This window comes from Minwuia sp., from assembly GCF_048263705.1.
Classification (GTDB): domain Bacteria; phylum Pseudomonadota; class Alphaproteobacteria; order Minwuiales; family Minwuiaceae; genus Minwuia.
Map to the genome: position 1 here is coordinate 1 of NZ_JBLXDV010000023.1, position 19,953 is coordinate 19,953.

5 protein-coding genes and 1 tRNA gene are annotated in these 19,953 nt (G+C 66.0%); 3 read left to right on the top strand and 3 right to left on the bottom strand.

All coding sequences use genetic code 11. The features are described from left to right. From rlmB to ACN0X7_RS19930, 3 genes are all read left to right on the top strand, one after another. A partial coding sequence (gene rlmB, locus ACN0X7_RS19920) for a 23S rRNA (guanosine(2251)-2'-O)-methyltransferase RlmB (RefSeq protein ID WP_417520219.1) occupies window positions 1-1,192 on the top strand: 1,192 nt, incomplete at its 5' end. A 36-nt stretch (window positions 1,193-1,228) separates the two neighbouring features. Then, window positions 1,229-1,304, top strand: a tRNA-Thr gene (locus ACN0X7_RS19925). 179 nt (window positions 1,305-1,483) lie between these two features. After that, window positions 1,484-2,323, top strand: a complete 840-nt coding sequence (locus ACN0X7_RS19930; RefSeq protein WP_417520220.1) for a TauD/TfdA dioxygenase family protein — start codon at window positions 1,484-1,486, stop codon at window positions 2,321-2,323. Window positions 2,324-2,887: 564 nt separating this feature from the next. Here the strand turns inward: ACN0X7_RS19930 and ACN0X7_RS19935 are convergent. The 3 genes from ACN0X7_RS19935 to ACN0X7_RS19945 all read right to left on the bottom strand — a co-directional run. Beyond that, entirely contained in the window at window positions 2,888-4,186 is a 1,299-nt protein-coding gene (locus ACN0X7_RS19935; protein WP_417520221.1) for an HlyD family type I secretion periplasmic adaptor subunit, read from the bottom strand. Window positions 4,187-4,193: 7 nt separating this feature from the next. Next, window positions 4,194-5,942: a peptidase domain-containing ABC transporter gene (locus ACN0X7_RS19940; protein ID WP_417520222.1), complete on the bottom strand. Its 1,749-nt coding sequence runs from the start codon at window positions 5,940-5,942 to the stop codon at window positions 4,194-4,196. 4 nt (window positions 5,943-5,946) lie between these two features. Further along, the coding region (locus ACN0X7_RS19945; protein ID WP_417520223.1) for a hypothetical protein at window positions 5,947-19,953 on the bottom strand (14,007 nt) is incomplete at its 5' end.

Here is a 19,953-nt window from a genome sequence, read left to right on the forward strand (position 1 = left end):
CCGCGATGACCGTCAGGGCAGCAGCGGCGGCGGCTATCGCGGACGCGACGGCGGCAGCCGCGATGATCGCCCGCGCGGCGATCGCGGACCCCGGCGCGACGGCGGCGACAGGCCGCAGCGTGCGGACGGTGGCGACAGGCCGCCCCGGCGCGACTTCAAGGACCCGGATGACCGTGCGCCCCGACAGGATCGCGACGACCGCGGCCCGCGCCGCGACGGTGCGGACAGGCCACGCGGTGCCCGCGACGACCGCGGGCCGCGGCGGGACGACAACCGGCACGGTGATCACGGCGGCGGTCGCGACGACCGTGACGCGCGTGGTGGCAGCCGCGACCGGCGCGAAGGCCGCAGCCATTTCCGCAAGACGGAAGGCCGCGAGCCCGGCCCTCGCGACAGCAAGGATCGCTCCGGTCCGTCGCGCCGCCCGGTCGCCGTTCAGGTCCGTTCGAATCAGCGCGGCGGCGGAGCCCAGGAAGCCCAGCACTGGATCTTCGGCAAGCATGCGGTGATGGCGGCGCTGGCCAACAAGGGCCGCGACATCCAGCGGCTGGTCGCGACCGAACAGATGGCCGAGCAGGCCGGGATCAGGGATCACGCCCTGCTGGAGAAGCTGACGCGCCCCGACATGGATCACATGCTGTCGCGCTACGATGCCTCGGGCACGACCCACGGCGGCATCGCCGCCTACGCGGCGACACTGACCCCGCCGCCGGTCGAGGCCCTGCTGAAGCCGGAAGGGCGCTCGGTCGTCGTGCTGCTGGATCAGGTCAGCGACCCGCACAATGCCGGGGCCATCATGCGGACCGCTGCCGCCTTCGGTGCGCGGGCGGTCATCGCCCCCGAACGCAACGCCGCGCCGGTGACAGGTTCGCTGGCCAAGGCGGCGTCCGGCGCGCTGGAGACCGTGCCCTATCTGCGCCCGACCAATCTGTCGCGCACCCTGGCCATGCTGAAGGAATGGGGCTACTGGCGGATCGGGCTGGACGGCAACAGCGACAAGCCGGTCGAGGCCGCGGTCGATTTCGAGCGCGTGGCCCTGGTGCTCGGGTCCGAAGGCAAGGGCCTGCGCCGCCTGACCGCCGAGAACTGCGACCTGCTGGTTTCGATCCCGATGTCCGGCGCGGTGGAGAGCCTGAACGTGTCCAACGCCGCCGCCATCGCGATGTACCGGCTTTTCAGTCCGCAGGCGTGACAAATCCGCCGATATCGGGTAACCGGTGTCCAGCGCGCCGACGTGGCTCAATTGGTAGAGCACCCGCCTTGTAAGCGGGTGGTTGGGGGTTCGAGTCCCTCCGTCGGCACCACTCCCTTTCCGTACGATCCACCCCGTGAAACGAGGCCCATGCCCGAGCGGCGGCGGGCGCTTGCGCAGCCGGAGCCCCGCTCAGCCGTACCGTGCCCGCCGCACACGGCACATTGTCTCCCCCGTATCCGATGTGATATAATGCGCTTGCATTAGAAATTCCCTGGGGAGGAAAACACCATGGTCCAGATCAATCCCGCGCCGGGCGGTGTCGGCGCCTTCGTCGGCGACATCGATCTCAGGACCGGGGTGAACGGCAACGTCGCCGGTGTCCTGAAACAGGCGCTGGGCGATCACGGCGTGCTGTTCTTCCGCGACCAGGCCTTGTCCGAGGAAGATCACATCGCCTTCGCCGAGCAGTTCGGCGAGATCAACGTGAACCGCTTCTTCAAGCAGAACGACAAGTATCCGCAGATCGCCATGGTCTCCAAGGAGCCGGACCAGAAATCCAACATCGGCGGGGGCTGGCATACCGACCATTCCTATGACACCGAGCCCGCGCTGGGATCGATCCTGGTGGCCCGCGAGGTGCCGGAGAGCGGCGGCGATACGCTGTTCGCCAACATGTATGCCGCCTACGATGCGCTGTCGGATGGGCTGAAAGCCACGCTGGAGGGGCTTCACGCCGTGCATTCCAGCCGCCGTGCCTTCGGTGCCGACTCCGCCTACCGCACCGCCATGGACACGACCGACCGGATCGGCAACCCGGAACTGGCCACGCAGGACGCCGTCCACCCGGTGATCGTCCGGCACCCGATCAGCGGCCGGAAGGCGCTGTATGTGAACCGGGCCTTCACGATCCGGTTTGACGGCTGGACCGAGGAGGAGAGCGCGCCGCTGCTGCAGTACCTGTACCAGCACGCCGCACGGCCCGAATTCACCTACCGGTTCAAGTGGGAGAACGGCTCGGTCGCCTTCTGGGACAACCGCTGCACCTGGCACTACGCGCTGAACGACTACGCGGGCAAGCGCCGCACCATGCACCGGATCACCGTCGAAGGCTGCGCCCTGGACGGCTGATCCGCCGCGCCACGGGTGTCCGGTCAGAACTGTCCGGGCGCAGAGGCCCGCCGCAGGCCGTCATCCCCGCCCCCGCGCGGGGATCCGGTCGGGCGTTTCAGCGCAGGTTCAGGTGTTTGATTTTGATTCACCAACCAGATCCCCGCGCAGGGCGGGGATGACAGTATGAGTTTGCATTGCCGGTTCGGGAATGATGGACGACTGAATGTCCGTGGCGGGAAGAAGGGAACACGCATTGGCATCACTCTTCCTCCCGACCCGATGGCGAACGCAAGCATGCCGCCCGTCGCGTTTCCGCATTTCATTGAGACGACTGCAGACATACCGCCGCCGCGCCACGGATGTCCGGTCAGGACTGTCCGGGCGCAGAGGCCAGCCGCAGGCCGTCATCCCCGCCCCCGCGCGGGGATCCGGTAGGGCGTTTCAGCGCAGGTTCAGGTGTCTGATTTGATGCACCAACCGGATCCCCGCACAAGGCGGGGATGACCGTATGAGTTCCATTGCCGGTCCGCAAACAGCCGACCATGGACCGCGGTCGGCGTCTCGGTCGAAGACGGGACGGCTCTACCGCTCGCGGAAGCCTTCCTGTTTCAGGCGCAGGAAGGGTTTCAGCAGATAGGTCAGCACGGAGCGGTCGCCGGTGTGGATATCGACGGAGGCCTGCATGCCCGGCGTGATCGGCATCACCGCGCCGGACTTGTCGGTGAAGCTGGATGAGGTCTCGACCACGACGTCGAAATAGGGTTCGCCGTCGGGCAGGCGGTTGGCGTCGGCACCGATTCGCACGACGCGGCCGTCCAGGGCCCCGAACTGGAAGAAGTCATAGGCCGTCACCTTGACCTGCGCCTTCTGCCCGACCTCGACATAGCCGCGATCCACGGGGCTCAGGCGGGCCTGCACCACCAGCGTTTCATCGACCGGCACGATTTCCATGATGGCCTCGCCGGAGCGGACGACGCCGCCGATGGTGTTCTGCACCAGATTCTTGACCACGCCGTCGATGGGGCTGCGGATGGTCGCGCGCAGCTGCTGGTCGTCGGCCTGGCTGAGCAGTTCGTTCAGCCGCCCCAGTTCCTGTTCGTTCTTGGCCAGCGCCTCGGAAGCCTCGGAGCGGACACGCAGCCCTTCCTCCTTGATCCGCTCGCGCGCTTCGGCGATCGACGCATTCACGCGGGGGATCGACTTGATCGTCGTGTTCAGCTTGCCTTGCAGGTCCTGGACTTCGGATTCCAGTTCCAGATGCTCGGTGCGCGGTGTCAGCTTCCGTTCCAGCAGGCCCGCCGAGATCTTCAGCTTCTCGCGCGTGACCGCCAGATTGCCGTCCAGCGCACGCCGCTTCGCCTGCAGTTCGGCCAGTTCCGCCTGCCGCTGCCGCAACTGGCTGCGCAGCACGCTCAACTGGGACTCGAACTGTTGCGAGCGCCGCTCGTAGGCTTCCGTCTCGTTGCGGACCAGATCGGGATGCCGTTCCGCGACGTCTTCCGGAAAGCTCAGGGGCTCGCCGGTGGCCAGCGCGCGATGCCGCGCGGCCGTCAGCTGCAGGCCGTCCACGCGATAGAACAGCTCCTCGCGGTTCGCCTGGGACGGGGCCAGGTCGATCTGCATCAGCGGCTGACCCTCTTCCACCACATCGCCTTCGCGTACCAGGATTTCCTCGACGATGCCGCCTTCCAGATGCTGGATCTTCTTGATCTTGCCCTGGGGCTTGACCTCGCCGGGGGCGACCGCGACCTCATCAAGGTGTGCGGTCGAGGCCCAGACCGCGAAACCGGTCACAAACAGGACGATGATCAGCGCGAAGAACCGCCAGCCGCGGGCTTTCGATTTCCGGTCCAGCTTCCTGATGCGTTCATCGCTGGTCATGGCGCGGTCATGCCTGGTTTTCCGAATGGTTCTCTGCGGGCGGCTGCGCCGGCGCCGGGGCCGCGGGAGGGGCCGGGCGGCGGAACAGCGTCGGCAGTATATCCTTTGCCGGACCGCCGCGCACCACCACACCCTTGTCCATCACGACGATGTTGGTGCAGACCGCCAGCAGGGTGGCGCTGTGCGACACGATCAGCACGGTGCGCCGCTCTGCCAGGGTGCGCAACTGATCCCGCAGCTGCTCCTCGGCCGCCCGGTCCAGACTGGCCGACGGTTCGTCCATCAGCAGCACCGCCGGATCGCCGATCAGCGCCCGCGCGATCGCCAGCCGCTGGCGCTGGCCGCCCGACAGGGTGCGCCCGCCCTCGCCCACGACGGTGCCGTATCCGTCCGGCAGATCGACGATGAAATCATGCGCGCCGACGGACTTCGCGGCCTGCAGGATGTCGTCATCGTCCACATCATCGCGGCCGCGCGCCAGGTTTTCCCGGATGGTGCCGGCCAGCAGCACGTTCTCCTGCGGGACATAGCCGATCCAGTTCGCCATCTGCGTGACCGTGAACTGGCTGATGTCCGCCCCGTCGAGCAGCATCCGGCCCTTCTGCGGCGCATACAGGCCCTGGATCAGTTTCAGCAGCGTGGTCTTGCCGGACCCGTTGGGACCGACGATGGCGTGAACGCCCCGCGCCGGAATGCGGATGCGGATGTCCTTCAGCACCGGTTCGGCGTTCGGGTCGAAGGCGAAGGTCACATTCTCGACCGTCACGGCCCCTTCGGGACGCGGCAGCTCGATCGAGACCTCCCGATGGTCGTCGGCCATCGCCAGGACCTCGACCAGCCGCTTGCCCGACTGGCGCGCCATGACCATGTTGCGCCACTGGCTGACCAGTTGCGCGAACGGGCCCACGATGCGGGACGCCAGCATGTTGGTCGCCACCAGCGAACCGATCGAGATCTGTTGATCGATGATCGCCAGCGCGCCGACGGTGGTGATGGCGATGGTCGTCGAAACCGTCAGGCTGACGCCGATGTTGCCGAAGGTATCGGTCACCCGGCCCCGGTCCATCGACCCTTCGATCGCATCGACCTGGCGGCCTTCCCACATCGGCGTGACCGCGCGTTCCAGCGACAGCGCCTTGATGGTGGTGCGGTTGGCAACGATGTCGGCCAGAAAGCCGTCCCGGTTGATCGTGTTGTCGCGCTCCTTGCGTGCGACCGATCCGATCGAAAGGCCCGACAGCAGCGCGAACAGCACGAAGATGCCCGCCGCGCAGAGGATCACCCAGACCAGCGGTTCGGCGATGATGTAGATGATGCCCAGAAACAGCACCGCGAACGGCAGGTCGACCAGCATGATCACCGGCGGGCCGGCGACGGCATTGCGCACCGTGTCGGAATCGCGGAACAGCCCCTGCCAGTACGCTGCCGGGCGGGATTCCAGCACGCGCAGGGGCAGGCGGTTCAGCTTCTCGAACAGCCGCTTCCCGAAATGCAGGTCGAAGCGGAGCGACGCCCGCTGCACCACGCGGCTGCGGGTCTGGCGCAGCAGGAAATCGAAGACGATCACCACGGCGACGCCGATGGCGAGACCCTGCAGCGTGGTCAGACCGGCCTTGGCGACGACGCGGTCGTAGACCTGCAGCACGAAGACCGGTACGGCCAGCGCCATCAGGTTGATGAACAGGCTGAGGACCAGCAGTTCGCCTGTGGCGGGCCAGATCGGTCCAATCAGCGATCTGAGCGAAGTCTTTTTCAAGCCGTCACGCCGGTGCGGTGAAGGTGATATCCGCCTCAACCACGGTACCGCCATTGGTATTGGCGATAACCTCATACCCGCCGCCGGTCACATCCTGATCGAAGATCAGATGATTGCCGTCGAAGATGTAGGCCGATCCCGAACCCAGCCCGGAGTTGGTGCCGTCATAGTCGACACCGATGGTCTGGAAGACCACGGTCTCGCCGTCGATCTCCGAGAAATCACCCAGCTGCGAGTCGAACTCGAACCTGTCGTCCGCGCTGTTGAAGTCATTGATAAGGTCGACAGCCACGCCGGCACCGGACACGGTCTGGCCTTCGCCGACCGACTGCAGGTGAGCCGTCAGTCCATAGAAGAACGTGTCATTGTCGGCACCGCCGGTGAGATTGTCCGCACCTGCCTTGCCTTCGATCACGTCGTTGCCGCCGCCGCCGTCGATGGTCTCGTTGCCCGACGTGAAGGAGATGTTGTCGGCCTGATCCGTGCCGACGATGGCTTCGATGTCGATCAATGTGTCCTCGTCGCCGAAGCTGTCGAAGACCGAACCGCCCTCGACGTTGACGAACACACCGAAACCGCCAGCCTCAGCCGAGTAATCGACTGTATCCAGGCCTGCACCGCCGTTCAGCGTGTCTGTGCCCGCATCGCCGGTCAACGTGTCGCTGTCATTCCCGCCGTCGAGACTGTCGTTACCGGTCCCGCCAAACATGACATCGTCGCCCGCCGCGGCTTGCTGCAGGTCATTGCCGGCACCGCCGAACAGTGAGTCTGCGCCGATGCCGCCGTCGATATTGTCGATGCCATCGCCACCGTCGAGGCTGTCATCGCCGGCGCCACCGTCGAGAATATCGTCCCCGGTACCGCCGAACAGGCTGTCCGCGCCGCCGAGGCCGACCAGGCTGTCATTGCCGCCCTGGCCAAGGAAATTGTTCGCATTGACGTCGCCTGAAAGCGTATCGGCGAAGAAGGCATCACCGATCAGATGCTCGATTCCGACAAGCGTATCGGTGCTGAACAGACCGTCCGTCGCCGTGCCGGCATTCAGATCGACGTTGGCACCAGCGGAGCCGCCGTCGTCGTAGCTGGCCGTATCCTGGCCTGCACCGCCGACGAGCGAATCCGCGCCGAAGCCGCCCTGGATCAGGTCGTCACCGTCGCCGCCGTCCAGCGTCTGTGCGCCGGATACGCCGTTCAAGGTGTCGTCACCGCCACCGCCGAACAGCTGGTTGCCTTCTCCGATCTGCGCGGTGATGTCATCACCGAACCCTGACCCGATGACATTCTCGATGCTGGTCAGTGTATCGTTGGCACCCCCGCCGTCGGTCCCGACATCGGCGCCCAGATCGACCACAACGCCCGCTGTTTCGTTCTCGTAGGTCACGAAGTCGCCGGCACCGGCGGACGCGCCGCCATTCAGCAGATCGGAACCCGCGCCACCTTCCAGCGTATCGTCACCGTTGCCGCCGAAAACCGTGTCGGTGCCACTGCCGCCACTGAGAACGTCGTCGCCGTCGAGCGCGGTGATCGAATCGTCACCGGCACCGCCGTCGATCAGATCGTTGCCCGCCGAACCCGCGTTCAGCGTGTCGTTGCCGGCGCCGCCGTTCAACGTGTCATCCAGGGCACCGCCCGCGAAGATGTCGTCACCGTTGCCGCCCGTGATGTCGGCCTGTTCGAAGCCGGAGAACGTCTTGTCGTTGGCCGTACCGGCGAAACCTGTCGCCGCTGTGATGTCCGTGGTGGATCCGATCATCGAGACGTCGAAGTTGAACGTGGGATTGCCGAGACCGTTCGGCTCGCCGAAATCGACGCGCAGCAGATCGGTGCCTGCCCCGCCGAACATCTGATCGAAGTTGCCGCTGCCGTTCGGATCGATGGTATCGTCGCCATCGCCGCCGGTCAGCGTATTCAGGTTGTTCGAACCGCCGACGATCAGATCATTGCCCGCGCCGCCGTCGAAGTTCTGCGACACACCGCTGCCAAGCAGGGTGTCGTCCCCTGCGGTCGCGATCACCGTACCGATATTCGACCACGACTGGGTAACGGTTCCGGCACCGAATTCGACTGAAACATTGGTCGCGTTCGCTGCGTCGAAATTCACCGACAGAGCGCCGGTCGAGGCATCGACGATATCCGCGCCACCATTGCCATCAATCGTGTCGCTGCCCTGTGACAGGCTGAAGCTGTCATCGCCCAGACCGCCGCTCAGGCTGTCGTCGCCGAAACTGCCGTCCAGCGTGTCGTTGCCATCTCCGCCGATCAGCGTGTCGTTGCCGCCGCCCGCTTCCAGGACATCGTCATCGGCACCGCCGTCCATGGAATCATCGCCATTGTTGCCGATCAGGCTGTCGGCGCCTGCGCCACCAAACAGCGTGTCGGGATTGCCACCGCCATCCAGCGTGTCGTTGCCGTCATCGCCATTGACCGTGCCGCTCGAATTCAGGAAGTCATCGCCTGCGCCGCCGAAAACGGTATCGGTCACGAAGCCGCTGACCACCGAATCGTTGCCGTCCCCGCCGAAGATCTGGCTGAACGCACCGCCGTTGTCGGTGATGCTGTCATTGCCCGCCCCGCCGAAGATCGTGTCCAGACCGGTCGAGCCGTCGATCACATCGTTGCCCAGACCGCCCGTCAGGACGTTGTCGCGGAAGTTGCCCGAAATCGTATCGTCGAAATCCGAGCCGACCAGGTTCTCGATACCGATCAGCGTATCGTTGCCGCCCGTCCCGTCGACCCCGACCGCGGTCCCGAGGTTCATCGAGATCGCTGCACCTTCATTCGAGAAGTCGGCGACATCGATGCCGTTCCCGCCGTTCAGGCAGTCGTTGCCGGCACCGCCGACCAGGGTGTCGTCGCCGTCGCCGCCTTCCAGCGTGTCGCTGCCCCCAAGGCCTTCCAGCGAATCATTGCCGGCCAAGGCCTGGATCACGTTGCGGTTCGCGTCGCCGGTCAGTGTCTCGTCGGCCGCGCTGCCGGTGATCGTCGTGACCGGCGCGAAGGTGAAGTCGTCATCGACCAGTTCGGCGACCAGAACGCCCTGCAGCACCAGCGTGTCGCCATTGTCGAGGGTGATGGTGGTATCCGTGCCGTCGTCCGCCGCGCGCGCCTGCACGGCCGCCAGGTCCTCCAGCTCGGCCACGCCCTGAACGTCGATGACGTCGGCGATGCCGCTGCCTGCCGTGAAGTCGGTGATGATGTCGCTGCCGTCGCCGTCGGAGATGACGAAACTGTTGTCGTCGCCGCCGCCGGTCATCAGGTCATTGCCGGTGCCGCCGACCAGCAGATCGATGCCGTTGCCGCCGAACAGCGTGTCATCCCCGGATCCGCCCAGCAGCGTGTCGTCGCCGTCGCGGCCTTCGAGCGAATCGTCGAGGGCGAGCCCCGAAAGGCTGTTCGCATTGGCGTCGCCGCGCAGGATATCGCCGTGGTTCGTCGCCCCGATCAGATGTTCGATCCCGATCAGCGTGTCGGTGCTGAACAGCGCGTCCTGCGCCGTGCCCAGTTCCAGATCGACCGTGACGCCGGCGGAACCGCCCGCATCGTCGAAGCTGGCCGTATCCTGGCCCTCACCGCCGATCAGCAGATCCGCGCCGAAGCGCCCCTGGATGAAGTCGTCGCCGGCACCGCCGCTCAACGTGTTCGCCTGCCCGTCGCCCAGCAGCGTGTCGTTGCTGTCCGATCCCAGGGCACCCTCGATGGAATTGAGCTGGTCGACCGCGCCCGTACCATCGATGGCCGTCGAGACCTCAAGATTGACCGTGACACCCGCCGCATCCTGCGAATAGTCGGCGAAGTCATTGCCGTTCCCGCCGATCAGCGTGTCCGCGCCCGCACCGCCTTCAAGGGTGTCGTTGCCGTCGAGCCCGTCCAACAGGTCATTGCCGGCAAGACCCTGGATCAGATCTATGCCCGCCGTACCGTCCAGCGTGTCGTCCCCTGGCGTGCCGGTGATGACGTTCGGCGGCGTGAAGGCGAAATCATCCTCGACCAGATCGTTGATGTTCACGCCGATCAGGTTGATGCCCGCACCATTGCCAAAGTCGATGAAGGTGTCGGCCCCGTTGTCGACCAGCGCCGCCTGCACGTCCGCGAAGTTGCCGAACTGGGCGACATTCGCCAGATCAATGACGTCTTCGAGACCCGCGCCCGCCGCGAAGTCGGTGATCGTGTCGGCGCCGGGTCCATCCTGCGCGACAAACGTGTCGTTGCCGGCACCGCCCGTCTGCGTGTCGTCGCCGTCGCCGCCGGTCAGCAGATCGTCGTCATCGCCGCCGTCCAGCACGTCGTTGCCCGCACCGCCATCCAGCGAATCGCTGCCTTCCCGGCCGATCAGCGTGTCCGCGCCGCCCGCGCCGAAGATGCCATCATTGCCGCCACGGCCATCCAGCTGATTGTCGGCGGCGTCGCCGATCAGCGTGTCGTTGCCGTTGCGGCTGCCGCGTACGCTTTCGATGTTCAGAAGCGTATCGCTGAAGATGACACCATTCTGCGTCACCGTGGCCACGTTCGCGCCCAGGTTGACATTGACCACCTCGACCGTCGCGCGGTCATAACGGACCAGGTCGAACCCGTCTGCGCCATCGACCGTATCGTTGCCCTCGCGGGTGATGAAACGGTCATTGCCCGCCGAGCCCAGCAGGCTGTCGGCGAAATCGGAACCGCGGACTTCATCGACCTGCGCGAAGGTATCGACCCCGCCGTCGCCGTCGTCGGTCGTCGTGCCGGTGCCGATGTTCACGGTCACGCCGGCGGCCGCGCCGACATAGTCCAGGCGGTCGAAACCGTTGCCGCCGGTGAAATCGTCATTGCCCGCGCCGCCGCGGAACTGGAAGAATTCGTCGTTGTCGATCAGATCCGCCGTGACGGTATCGTTCCCGGCACCGCCCAGCAGCATCAGGCCGCCGATGATGCCATCGATCGCATCCACATCCTCGATCGTGTCCGTCCCGTCGACCCTGGTGACCGTACCGCTGATGTTGCCGAACGATGCGTTCAGGCCAACGGACTGATCCGTGTAATCCAGCACGAAGAAGCCGGTGCCCGGATCGCTGAAGGTGATCAGGTTGTTGCCGCTGCCCGACTGGATCAGATCGCCGCTGCCGTCGTTGGAGCCCGCATCCAGCGTGTCGTCGCCCGCACCGCCGATCAGCGTGTCATTGTCGGCGCCGCCGTTCAGGACATCGTTGCCGTCGCCGCCTTCCAGCACGTCGTTGCCGTCGCCGCCGTCCAGCGAATCGCTGCCTTCGCGCCCGACCAGCGTATCGGCACCGCCGCCGCCGGCGATCGTGTCATCACCGCCACGGCCATCCAGCTTGTTGTCGACCGCGTCGCCGGTCAGCGTGTCATTGCCCTCGCGGCTGCCGCGAATGGATTCCACGTTCAGCAAGGTGTCGGTGAAGATGAAACCGTTCTGCGTCACCGTGGCGACATTCGCACTCAGATCGACATTGACCACCTCGACCGTCGCGCGGTCATAGCGGACAAGATCGAACCCGCCCGCGCCATCGACCGTGTCGTCGCCCTCGCGGGTGATGAAGCGGTCATTACCCGCCGAGCCCAGCAGGCTGTCGGCGAAATCGGAGCCGCGGACTTCATCGACCTGCGCGAAGGTATCGACCCCGCCGTCGCCGTCATCGGTCGTCGTGCCGGTACCGATGTTCACGGTCACACCGCCGGAAGCGCCGACATAGTCCAGACGGTCGAAACCGTTGCCGCCGGTGAAATCGTCATTGCCCGCGCCACCGCGGAACTGGAAGAATTCGTTGGTGTCGATCAGATCCGCCGTGACGGTATCGTCGCCCGACCCGCCCAGCAGCATCAGCCCGCCGACAATCCCGTCGACGGTGTTCACGCCTTCGATGGTATCGATGCCGCCGGCCTTGATCACCGTACCGGTCGTGTTGCCGAACGACGCGTCGATGCCGGTGCCCTGATCGGTGTAGTTCAGGATGAAGAAGCCGACGCCCGGATCGTTGAAGGTGATCAGATTGCTGTCCGCACCCGGCTGGATGACGTCGCCGCTGCCGTCGTTGGATCCCGGATCCAGCGTATCATTGCCCGCGCCGCCGATCAGCGTGTCATTGCCCGCGCCCGCCTGCAGCAGGTCGTCGCCGTCGCCGCCGTCAAGACTGTCATTGCCCAGCGCGCCGCGCAGCACATCGTCGCCCGCAAGCCCGGTGAGCGTATCGTCGCCCTGCGCACCCACGATGACGTCATTGCCGCCTGTGCCGACCAGAGTGTTGGCGCCCGCATCGCCGACCTGCGCCTGCCCGCTCAGATCGCGGCCGAAGACGACGGCCGTGATCTCGAACAGGCCATCACCGGCAGCGTCATAGTCGCTGCCGATGGCGATATCCTCGAACCCGTCGCCATTCACGTCGCCCACGAAGGCGACCTGGCCGCCGAACGCGGCATTGTCGGTTCCGACGCCCTCGATGACGACGCCGTTGGTGCCGTCCAGTGCCGACAGGTCGAAGGACGTCTCGCCGATCGCCTGGCCCGGCCCGAAGATCACATAGGCTTCGCCGTTGTCGAAATTCTCGCCGGCGTCGGCGCCCGCCGCACCGATCAGGATATCGGACACGCCATCGCCGTTGAAATCGCCGCTGTCGATGGATTCGCCCAGATAATCGCCCGCATCGATCCCGTCGATGATCAGCGCTTCCCCAACACCGGCCTCGGCCAGGCTCGCCTGGTTGTTGCCGTCGTTGCCATTGCCGAAGACCACATAGACACGACCGTCGTCGGAGCCCGAACCCGAAACATCTACGCCCGAAGCCCCGATCGCGAAATCGTCGAACCCGTCCGCATTGATGTCGCCGATGCCAGAGATCGCGTCACCGAAGTTGTCGCCGATCAGCTGCGAATCCGCGAAGTTCGCGGCGGTTCCGTTGGTCTGTTCCGTGTTCAGGTTGGTCGTCGCCCCGAAGGCGGCTCGGCCGAACAGCAGATGCACGCTTTCACTGCCGCTGTCGCTGATGGCCAGATCGTCGAAGCCGTCACCGTTGAAGTCGCCGACGACCTCGACCGTCTGGCCAATATTGGCGTCGGTCTCGAAACCGCTGATCCGCGTGCCGTCCGTGCCGTTGGTGAGACTGCCGATCTCGCTGCTGGCCGCAAAGCCGCCGGCCTTGCCGAACACCACATAGACCTCGCCGGCGCCGTAGCTGCCCTCGCCGCCCGCATAGGGGTTCGAGACGACCAGGTCATCGAAACCGTCACCGTTCAGATCCCCGCCGCTGATCGCATCGCCGAGTCCGTTCACGTCTGACAGGCCGCCAACGATCCGGAACCCGTTGGTCCCGTCCAGCGACGAGAGATCGATATCCGAATTCAGGCCGTTCGCGGACCCGAAGACAACCGCGACCTCGCCGGCACCGTAGGGATAGCCCTGGCTGATCGGGCTGTCGGGCGAGGAGATCGCGAAATCGGCGAAGCCGTCGCCGTTCATGTCACCGATCGATGTGACATTGGACCCCATGTAGGAAGCCGTGTAGCCGCTGCTGTTGGTGACCGCGAAACCGTCGCCGTCGCCCGCAAAGCTGGCCTCGGTATTGTCGAAAGCGGGATTCGCGCTGCCGAAGAAGGTGAAGGCTTCGCCGCGCGTGCCGTCCGAATAGGGCACACCGACCAGGATATCGTCCAGGCCGTCACCGTTGACGTCGCCGATCCCGGCGATGTCCGCGCCGAAGCCGCTGTTGTCCACCGAACTGGCGATGACAAGACCGTCACCCGGCTCCAGTTCGCTCAGGCCGATGACCGCGTTGTCCTGGAAACCGAAGTCGCTGGCGGCCAGGTCGCCGACCAGCACGTTCTGCAGGATGATCGCGTCGTCGCCATCCAGGTTGATCGTCGTGTCGGTGCCATCATCCGATGAGGCGCCCACGACCGCCGCGAAGTCCGCAAACCCGAATGCCGAAAGGTCGATGCTGTCGGGGCTGCCCGCACCCGCAGTGAAATCGGTCAGGATGTTGTCGAGACCGATGCCGTCCACGGCGATGAACAGGTCGTCGCCCGCGCCGCCGCTCAGTGTGGTGCCGATGCCGAAGGTCATGGTGTCGTCACCGGTGGTGCCCGAGGCGGCCTCGATGCCCGTCACGACCTCGGCATTGCCGCTGCCGTCATTGTCGACGATGCCGGTGAACAGATCGACCACCGCCGGCTGCAGGCCCGGCGAGAAATCCAGCGTATCGTTGCCGGCCCCGCCGAAGATGCTGTCGATCCCCTCACCGGAGAAAATCAGATCGTCGCCGTCGCCGCCGTTCAGGAGGTCGTCGCCATTGTTGCCGAAGGCCGATTCGCCCAGGGTGTCATCGCCCGCGCCGCCGAACAGCGTGTCGTTGCCGTCGTTGCCCGACACCAGGTCGTTGCCCGCATCGCCGAACAGTTCGTTGGCCAGCGCGTCGCCGCGAATGATGTCGCCGAAGGTCGAACCCTGTACATCCTCGATGCCGACCACGGTATCCTGACTGCCGAAGCCGTCCGTGGCCTGGTTCAGTTCCAGATTGACGTCGATGCCGGCGGCATCGTCGATGTAGTTGGCCGTATCCCGCCCCGCGCCACCGTTCAGCACATCCGTGCCGGCACCGCCGCTGAGGGAATCGTCGCCGTCACCGCCGAAGATATTGTCGTTCCCCGCGCCGCCCGACAGCGTGTCATCCCCGGACGTCACATTCTGGATGTCGGCGGTCGAGATCTGCACCGTCGGATTGCCCAGCAGGACACCGGTGTTCTGGTTGCCGGTCTCGTCCACGATGAAACCGAGGTCGGTGTCGAACCGGTAGTAGGCCTCCAGTCCGGCCTCGTCGCCGACCAGCAGGTCTTTCCGCGTGTCCGCGATCTCGGCATCGGTCCGTGCGATGGACCAGATCCGCGTCTCGTCCAGCGTACCGTCCAGATCGCCGAAGGAATCGTCCACATTGGCCTGGCCGAGGAACAGCGGATCGCCGTTCAGGACGTTCTGACCGTTCAGCGCCGACACATTGACGGAATTCGCGACCGTGCCGTCGATCAGGATCGACATCAGTCCGTCGCGATCGACGGATACCGCAAAGTGCTGGGCGCTGCCCGACAGGCCGATCGGATTGGCCGTCACGCTGATGACCGTGCCCTCGAAAGCCAGCCGCGCGTGGGCCAGCACACCGCCCTGCGGGTCGGCCAGGAAACCGAAGAAGAAGCCGGTCTCTCCGGCGTCGTTCTCGCCGCGGAGATCGATCACCGTCATGTCGGCCGAGGCCGCCGGTGCCACCCAGGCCTCGAACGTCATGTCGCCCGTGCCGTCCAGCCCCCGGAAGTCCTTCACGACCGCGCCGTCGCCATCACCGTCGAGCACAAGCTCTTCCACGCCGTCCACGAAATCGTCGCCCAGCAGGGTATCGTCGCCCGTACCGGCATCGATCTGGTCATTGCCCGCGCCGCCGGTGATCTCGTCCTGGCCATCGCCGCCGAAGATCACATCGTTGCCGCCGCCGCCGTCCAGGAAATCGTTGCCCCCGTTGCCGGTCAGGCTGTCGTCACCCAGCTGGCCCAGCAGGCCGTCATCGGCACCCGCGCCGGTCAGCGTGTCGTTGCCCGCACCACCGGCGACGCCTTCCTCTGCGGCGTCCCCGGCAAGTGCGATGACATCGTCGAAGGTCGAACCGATTACAAATTCGATGTTCGACAGCACGTCCGTGCCTTCGCCCGTGGCCGTGCCTGCCGCCAGATCCACGTTGACGGCGGCGGTGGATGAACTGAACTCGACCACATCCTCGTCCGCGCCACCGTCGATGACGTCATCGCCGGTCCCGCCACGCAGCAGGTCGTCGCCCGCGCCGCCTTCGATCTGATCGCTGCCCGCGCCGCCTTCGATCAGATCGTTGCCGGCACCGCCGTCGATCGAATCGTCGCCCGCGCCGCCGAACAGCGCATCCTGCCCGGCATTGCCGAGCAGCGTATCCGCCAGGGTGGTGCCGAAGGCCACATCGTCGCCCGCACTGCCCAGCAGGTTGATCGACGCGTCCGTCTTCAGGGCCGCATCGATCAGGACCGCGCTGATTCCCGCAGCCAGCGCGGTCGCATTGATGATGATCGTGCCTGCGTTGTTGACGCTGTTGTCGCGCAGTTCAATGTCGGTCTCCTGATCGTCCCGCAGTACGATCTGTTCGAAACCCGTCACATTCGCCAGCTGATCGGCGGAGATCGCATCGCCGCCGACGATGCCCAGAATGTCGTCGCCCGCGCCGCCATCGAGACTGTCGTTCGCATCCAGCCGGTCGGCCTGAATGTCGAACGTATCGTTGCCCGCGCCGCCGTCGGCCAGATGATCGCCCAGCCCGACGTTGACCGTATCGTCACCGTCACCGCCGGACACCGTGTCATTGCCCTGATTCAGCGACAGGCTGTCATTGCCCGCGCCACCATCCAGCAGGTCATCGCCCGCACCGCCCGCGACCGTGTCGTCGCCCAGCCCGCCGAACAGCGAAACGCCGCCCTGTGCCAGCAACTGGTCGGCAAAGTCGGAACCGATCGCCGCCTCGATGCCCGCGAAATTGTCCGTGCCGGTGCCCGCCGCGCCGATCTCGGACGCCTGCCCGTCATCAAAGCTGACCTGCACGCCCGCCAGCGCGTCGTCATAGGTGATGGTGTCGCTGCCCAGGCCGCCGTTCAGGATGTCGTTGCCCGCGCCGCCCCGCAGCAGGTCGTTGCCCGACCCGCCGTTCAGTTCGTCACCGTCGCCGCCGCCCGAAAGCGTGTCATTGCCGCCAGAGCCGTTCAGCGTGTCGCGGAACTGGCCGCCGGTCAGAACGTCATTGCCCAGACCGGCGTTGACCACGATGGATCCATCCGTTTCCAGGGAGCCGTCAAAGACCAGTGCATTGTTCACCAGCACCGAGGCGTCGACCGTCAGGATCGTCTCGGATTCCGTGAAGCCATCGCCCAGTGCGATACTCGTCGCCGAGTCGGAATCCAGGCGCAGCACCGAGAAATTGGTCGCATTGGCCGTGTCCGCAACGGCCAGCGTGCCGCCCGACAGCAGCGACAGGGTGTTGATCCCCGCGCCGCCATCCAGCGTGTCATTGCCGCCGAAATCGTTGATCGTCGCCGACACCGTATCGTTGCCGTCGCCACCGCTGGCGCTGTCCGCGCCCGCACCGATCTGAAGCTGGTCGCCCCCGGCCCCGCCGAACAGCAGGTCGTCTCCGTCACCGCCGTTCAGCAGGTCCGAATCGGCACCGCCATCCAGCGAATCATTGCCGGCGTCGCCGAACAGATTGTCGAAGCCCAGTCCGCCGATCAGCGTGTCATTGCCCGCGCCGCCACGGATGGTGTCCAGATCGTCGCCGCCATCCAGCAGATTGTCGCCATCATCGCCCTTGATGGAGTCATTGTTGGCCGTACCGATCACGTTCTCGATGTTCAGCAACGTATCCGTGTTGCCGAATTCGTCGACCGCCGTGTTGTTCGACAGATCGACATCGACGCTGCCCGCCTGCAGCCCGCCATAGGTGAAGTCTGCCGTATCGATGCCGTCGCCGCCGTCCAGCGTGTCGTTGCCCGCCGCGCCGTCGATCGTGTCGTCGCCCGCGCCGCCTTCGATATTGTCCGCGCCGTCGCCGCCGACGATATCGTCGTTGCCGCCTTCGCCCAGCAGGATGTCATCGCCGGCCGCGCCGTTGATCACATCGTCGCCGTCGCCGCCGGAAATCCTGTTGGCGCCGCCGTCGCCGGTCAGCGTGTCACCGAAGTCCGACCCGATCAGGTTCTCGATGCTGATCAGCTGGTCAGAGCCGCTGCCGCTGTCGGTCGCGACGCCCGCGGCCAGATCGACCTCGACCCCGTCCGAGTCACCCTCGAAGCTGGCCGTGTCCGCCCCGTCGCCGCCGTTCAGCGTGTCGTTGCCCAGATCGCCTTCCAGGATGTCGTCACCCGCGCCGCCGATCAGGTTATCGTCGCCGTCGCCGCCCGTCAGCGTATCGTCGCCCGCATCGCCCCCGACGAGATCATCGCCAGCGCCGCCCGAAACGCTGTCGTTGTCCGCACCACCGAACAGGACGTCATTGTCTGCGCCGCCGTCAATCTGGTCGGCACCCGCCTCGCCCGTGATGAAGTCGGCACCCAGTCCACCAGCCACGACATCATCGCCATCACCGGCCGAAACACTGTTGGCATTGCCGTCGCCGGTCAGCGTGTCGGCAAAGCCGGAACCGGTGATGTTCTCGATCGCGATCAGCTGATCTGTCGTGCTGGTCGAATCCGTCGCCGTGCCGGCGGCCAGATCGACCTCGACGCCACCCGCTTCGTTCGAGAGATCAAGCGCGTCCGTACCCGCACCGCCGTTCAGCGTGTCTTCGCCCAGACCGCCCGACAGCGTGTCGTTGCCGCCGCCACCGTCCAGACTGTCACTGCCCGCCTGTCCCGACAGGAAATCATTGTCCGCGCCGCCCGACAGCGTGTCATCGCCATCGCCCGCGATCAGCTGATCACTGCCCAGACCGCCGGACAGCAGGTTCGCGCCCGCGTCGCCGGTCAGCGTGTCATCGCCGTCATTGCCGATCAGGTTCTCGATGCCGCTCAGCGTGTCGCGTTCGCCGAACGCATCCGTCGCCACCCCGGTGGAGAGGTCGGCCAGAACGCCGTTGGGCACCTCGTCATTGTCGTTCTCGAAGATCGCTGTATCGATGCCGTCGCCGCCGTCCAGCAGATCGGCGCCATCGCCACCTTCCAGCCGATCGTCGCCCGCGCCGCCGGACAGGATGTCGTCATCCAGGCCGCCGGAGAGCGTGTCGTCCCCGTCCCCGCCTTCGACGGAATCCGCGCCTGAGTCGCCGAACAGATCGTCTGCACCGGCCGCGCCAAGCAGCGTGTCAGCGCCCGCGCCACCGGCGACACTGTCGTCGCCGGCACCGCCGTCGATCGCGTTCGCATTGCCGTCGCCGGCCAGATCGTCGCTGAACGCAGAGCCCGTCAGATGCTCGATACCGTCGAACGTATCGACGCCGCTGCCGTCATCGAAGCCGATGCCATTTTCCAGATTTGCCGAAACGCCGCCGGCGCTGTTGGCATAGGACACGGTATCCTGACCCTCGCCGCCGTTCAGCGTGTCGTTGCCGTTGCCGCCTTCCAGCACGTCATCGCCCGCGCCAGCGATCATGTTGTCGTCGCCGTCGCCGCCTTCCAGCGTATCGTCGCCCGCATCGCCCCCGACGAGATCATCGCCCGCGCCACCCGACACGCTGTCGTTGTCCGCGCCGCCGAACAGGACGTCATTGTCTGCGCCGCCGTCAATCTGGTCGGCACCCGCCTCGCCCGTGATGAAATCGGCACCCAGCCCGCCAGCGACAGTATCGTCGCCGCCTCCGGCGGAAATGCTGTTGACCCCGCCATCGCCGGTCAGCGTGTCGGCAAAATCGGAGCCCGTGATGTTCTCGATCGCGATCAGCTGATCTGTCGTGCTGGTCGAATCCGTCGCCGTGCCGGCGGCCAGATCGACCTCGACGCCACCCGCCTCACCGGAGAGATCGAGCGCGTCCGTGCCCGCCCCGCCGTTCAGCGTATCCGTGCCCGCGCCGCCCGTCAGCGTGTCGTTGCCATCGCCGCCGTCCAGGGAGTCGTCGCCCGCCCCGCCGTCCAGCACATCCCCGTCACCGCCACCCGACAGCGTGTCCGCACCGGCACCGCCATCCAGAGTATCGTCGCCGAGTCCGGCGGAAAGCGCATTGTCCGCATCGTCGCCCGCTATCGCGTCGTTGCCGCCGCCCGTCGTGACGTTCTCCACGTCCTGCAGGACATCGGTATTGCCATCGGCATCCGTCGCCAGACCGGCCCCGAGGTCAACACTGACGCCCTCGGGCACCTCGCCGCTGCCTTCGCCGAAGATGACCGTATCGATGCCGTCGCCGCCGTTCAGCGTGTCGTCGCCGTCGAGACCGCTGAGCAGATCGTCACCCGCATCGCCCAGCAACAGATCGTTGCCCGCGCCGCCATTGACCGTGTCATTGCCATCACCGCCGGACTGGCTGTCATCGCCGTC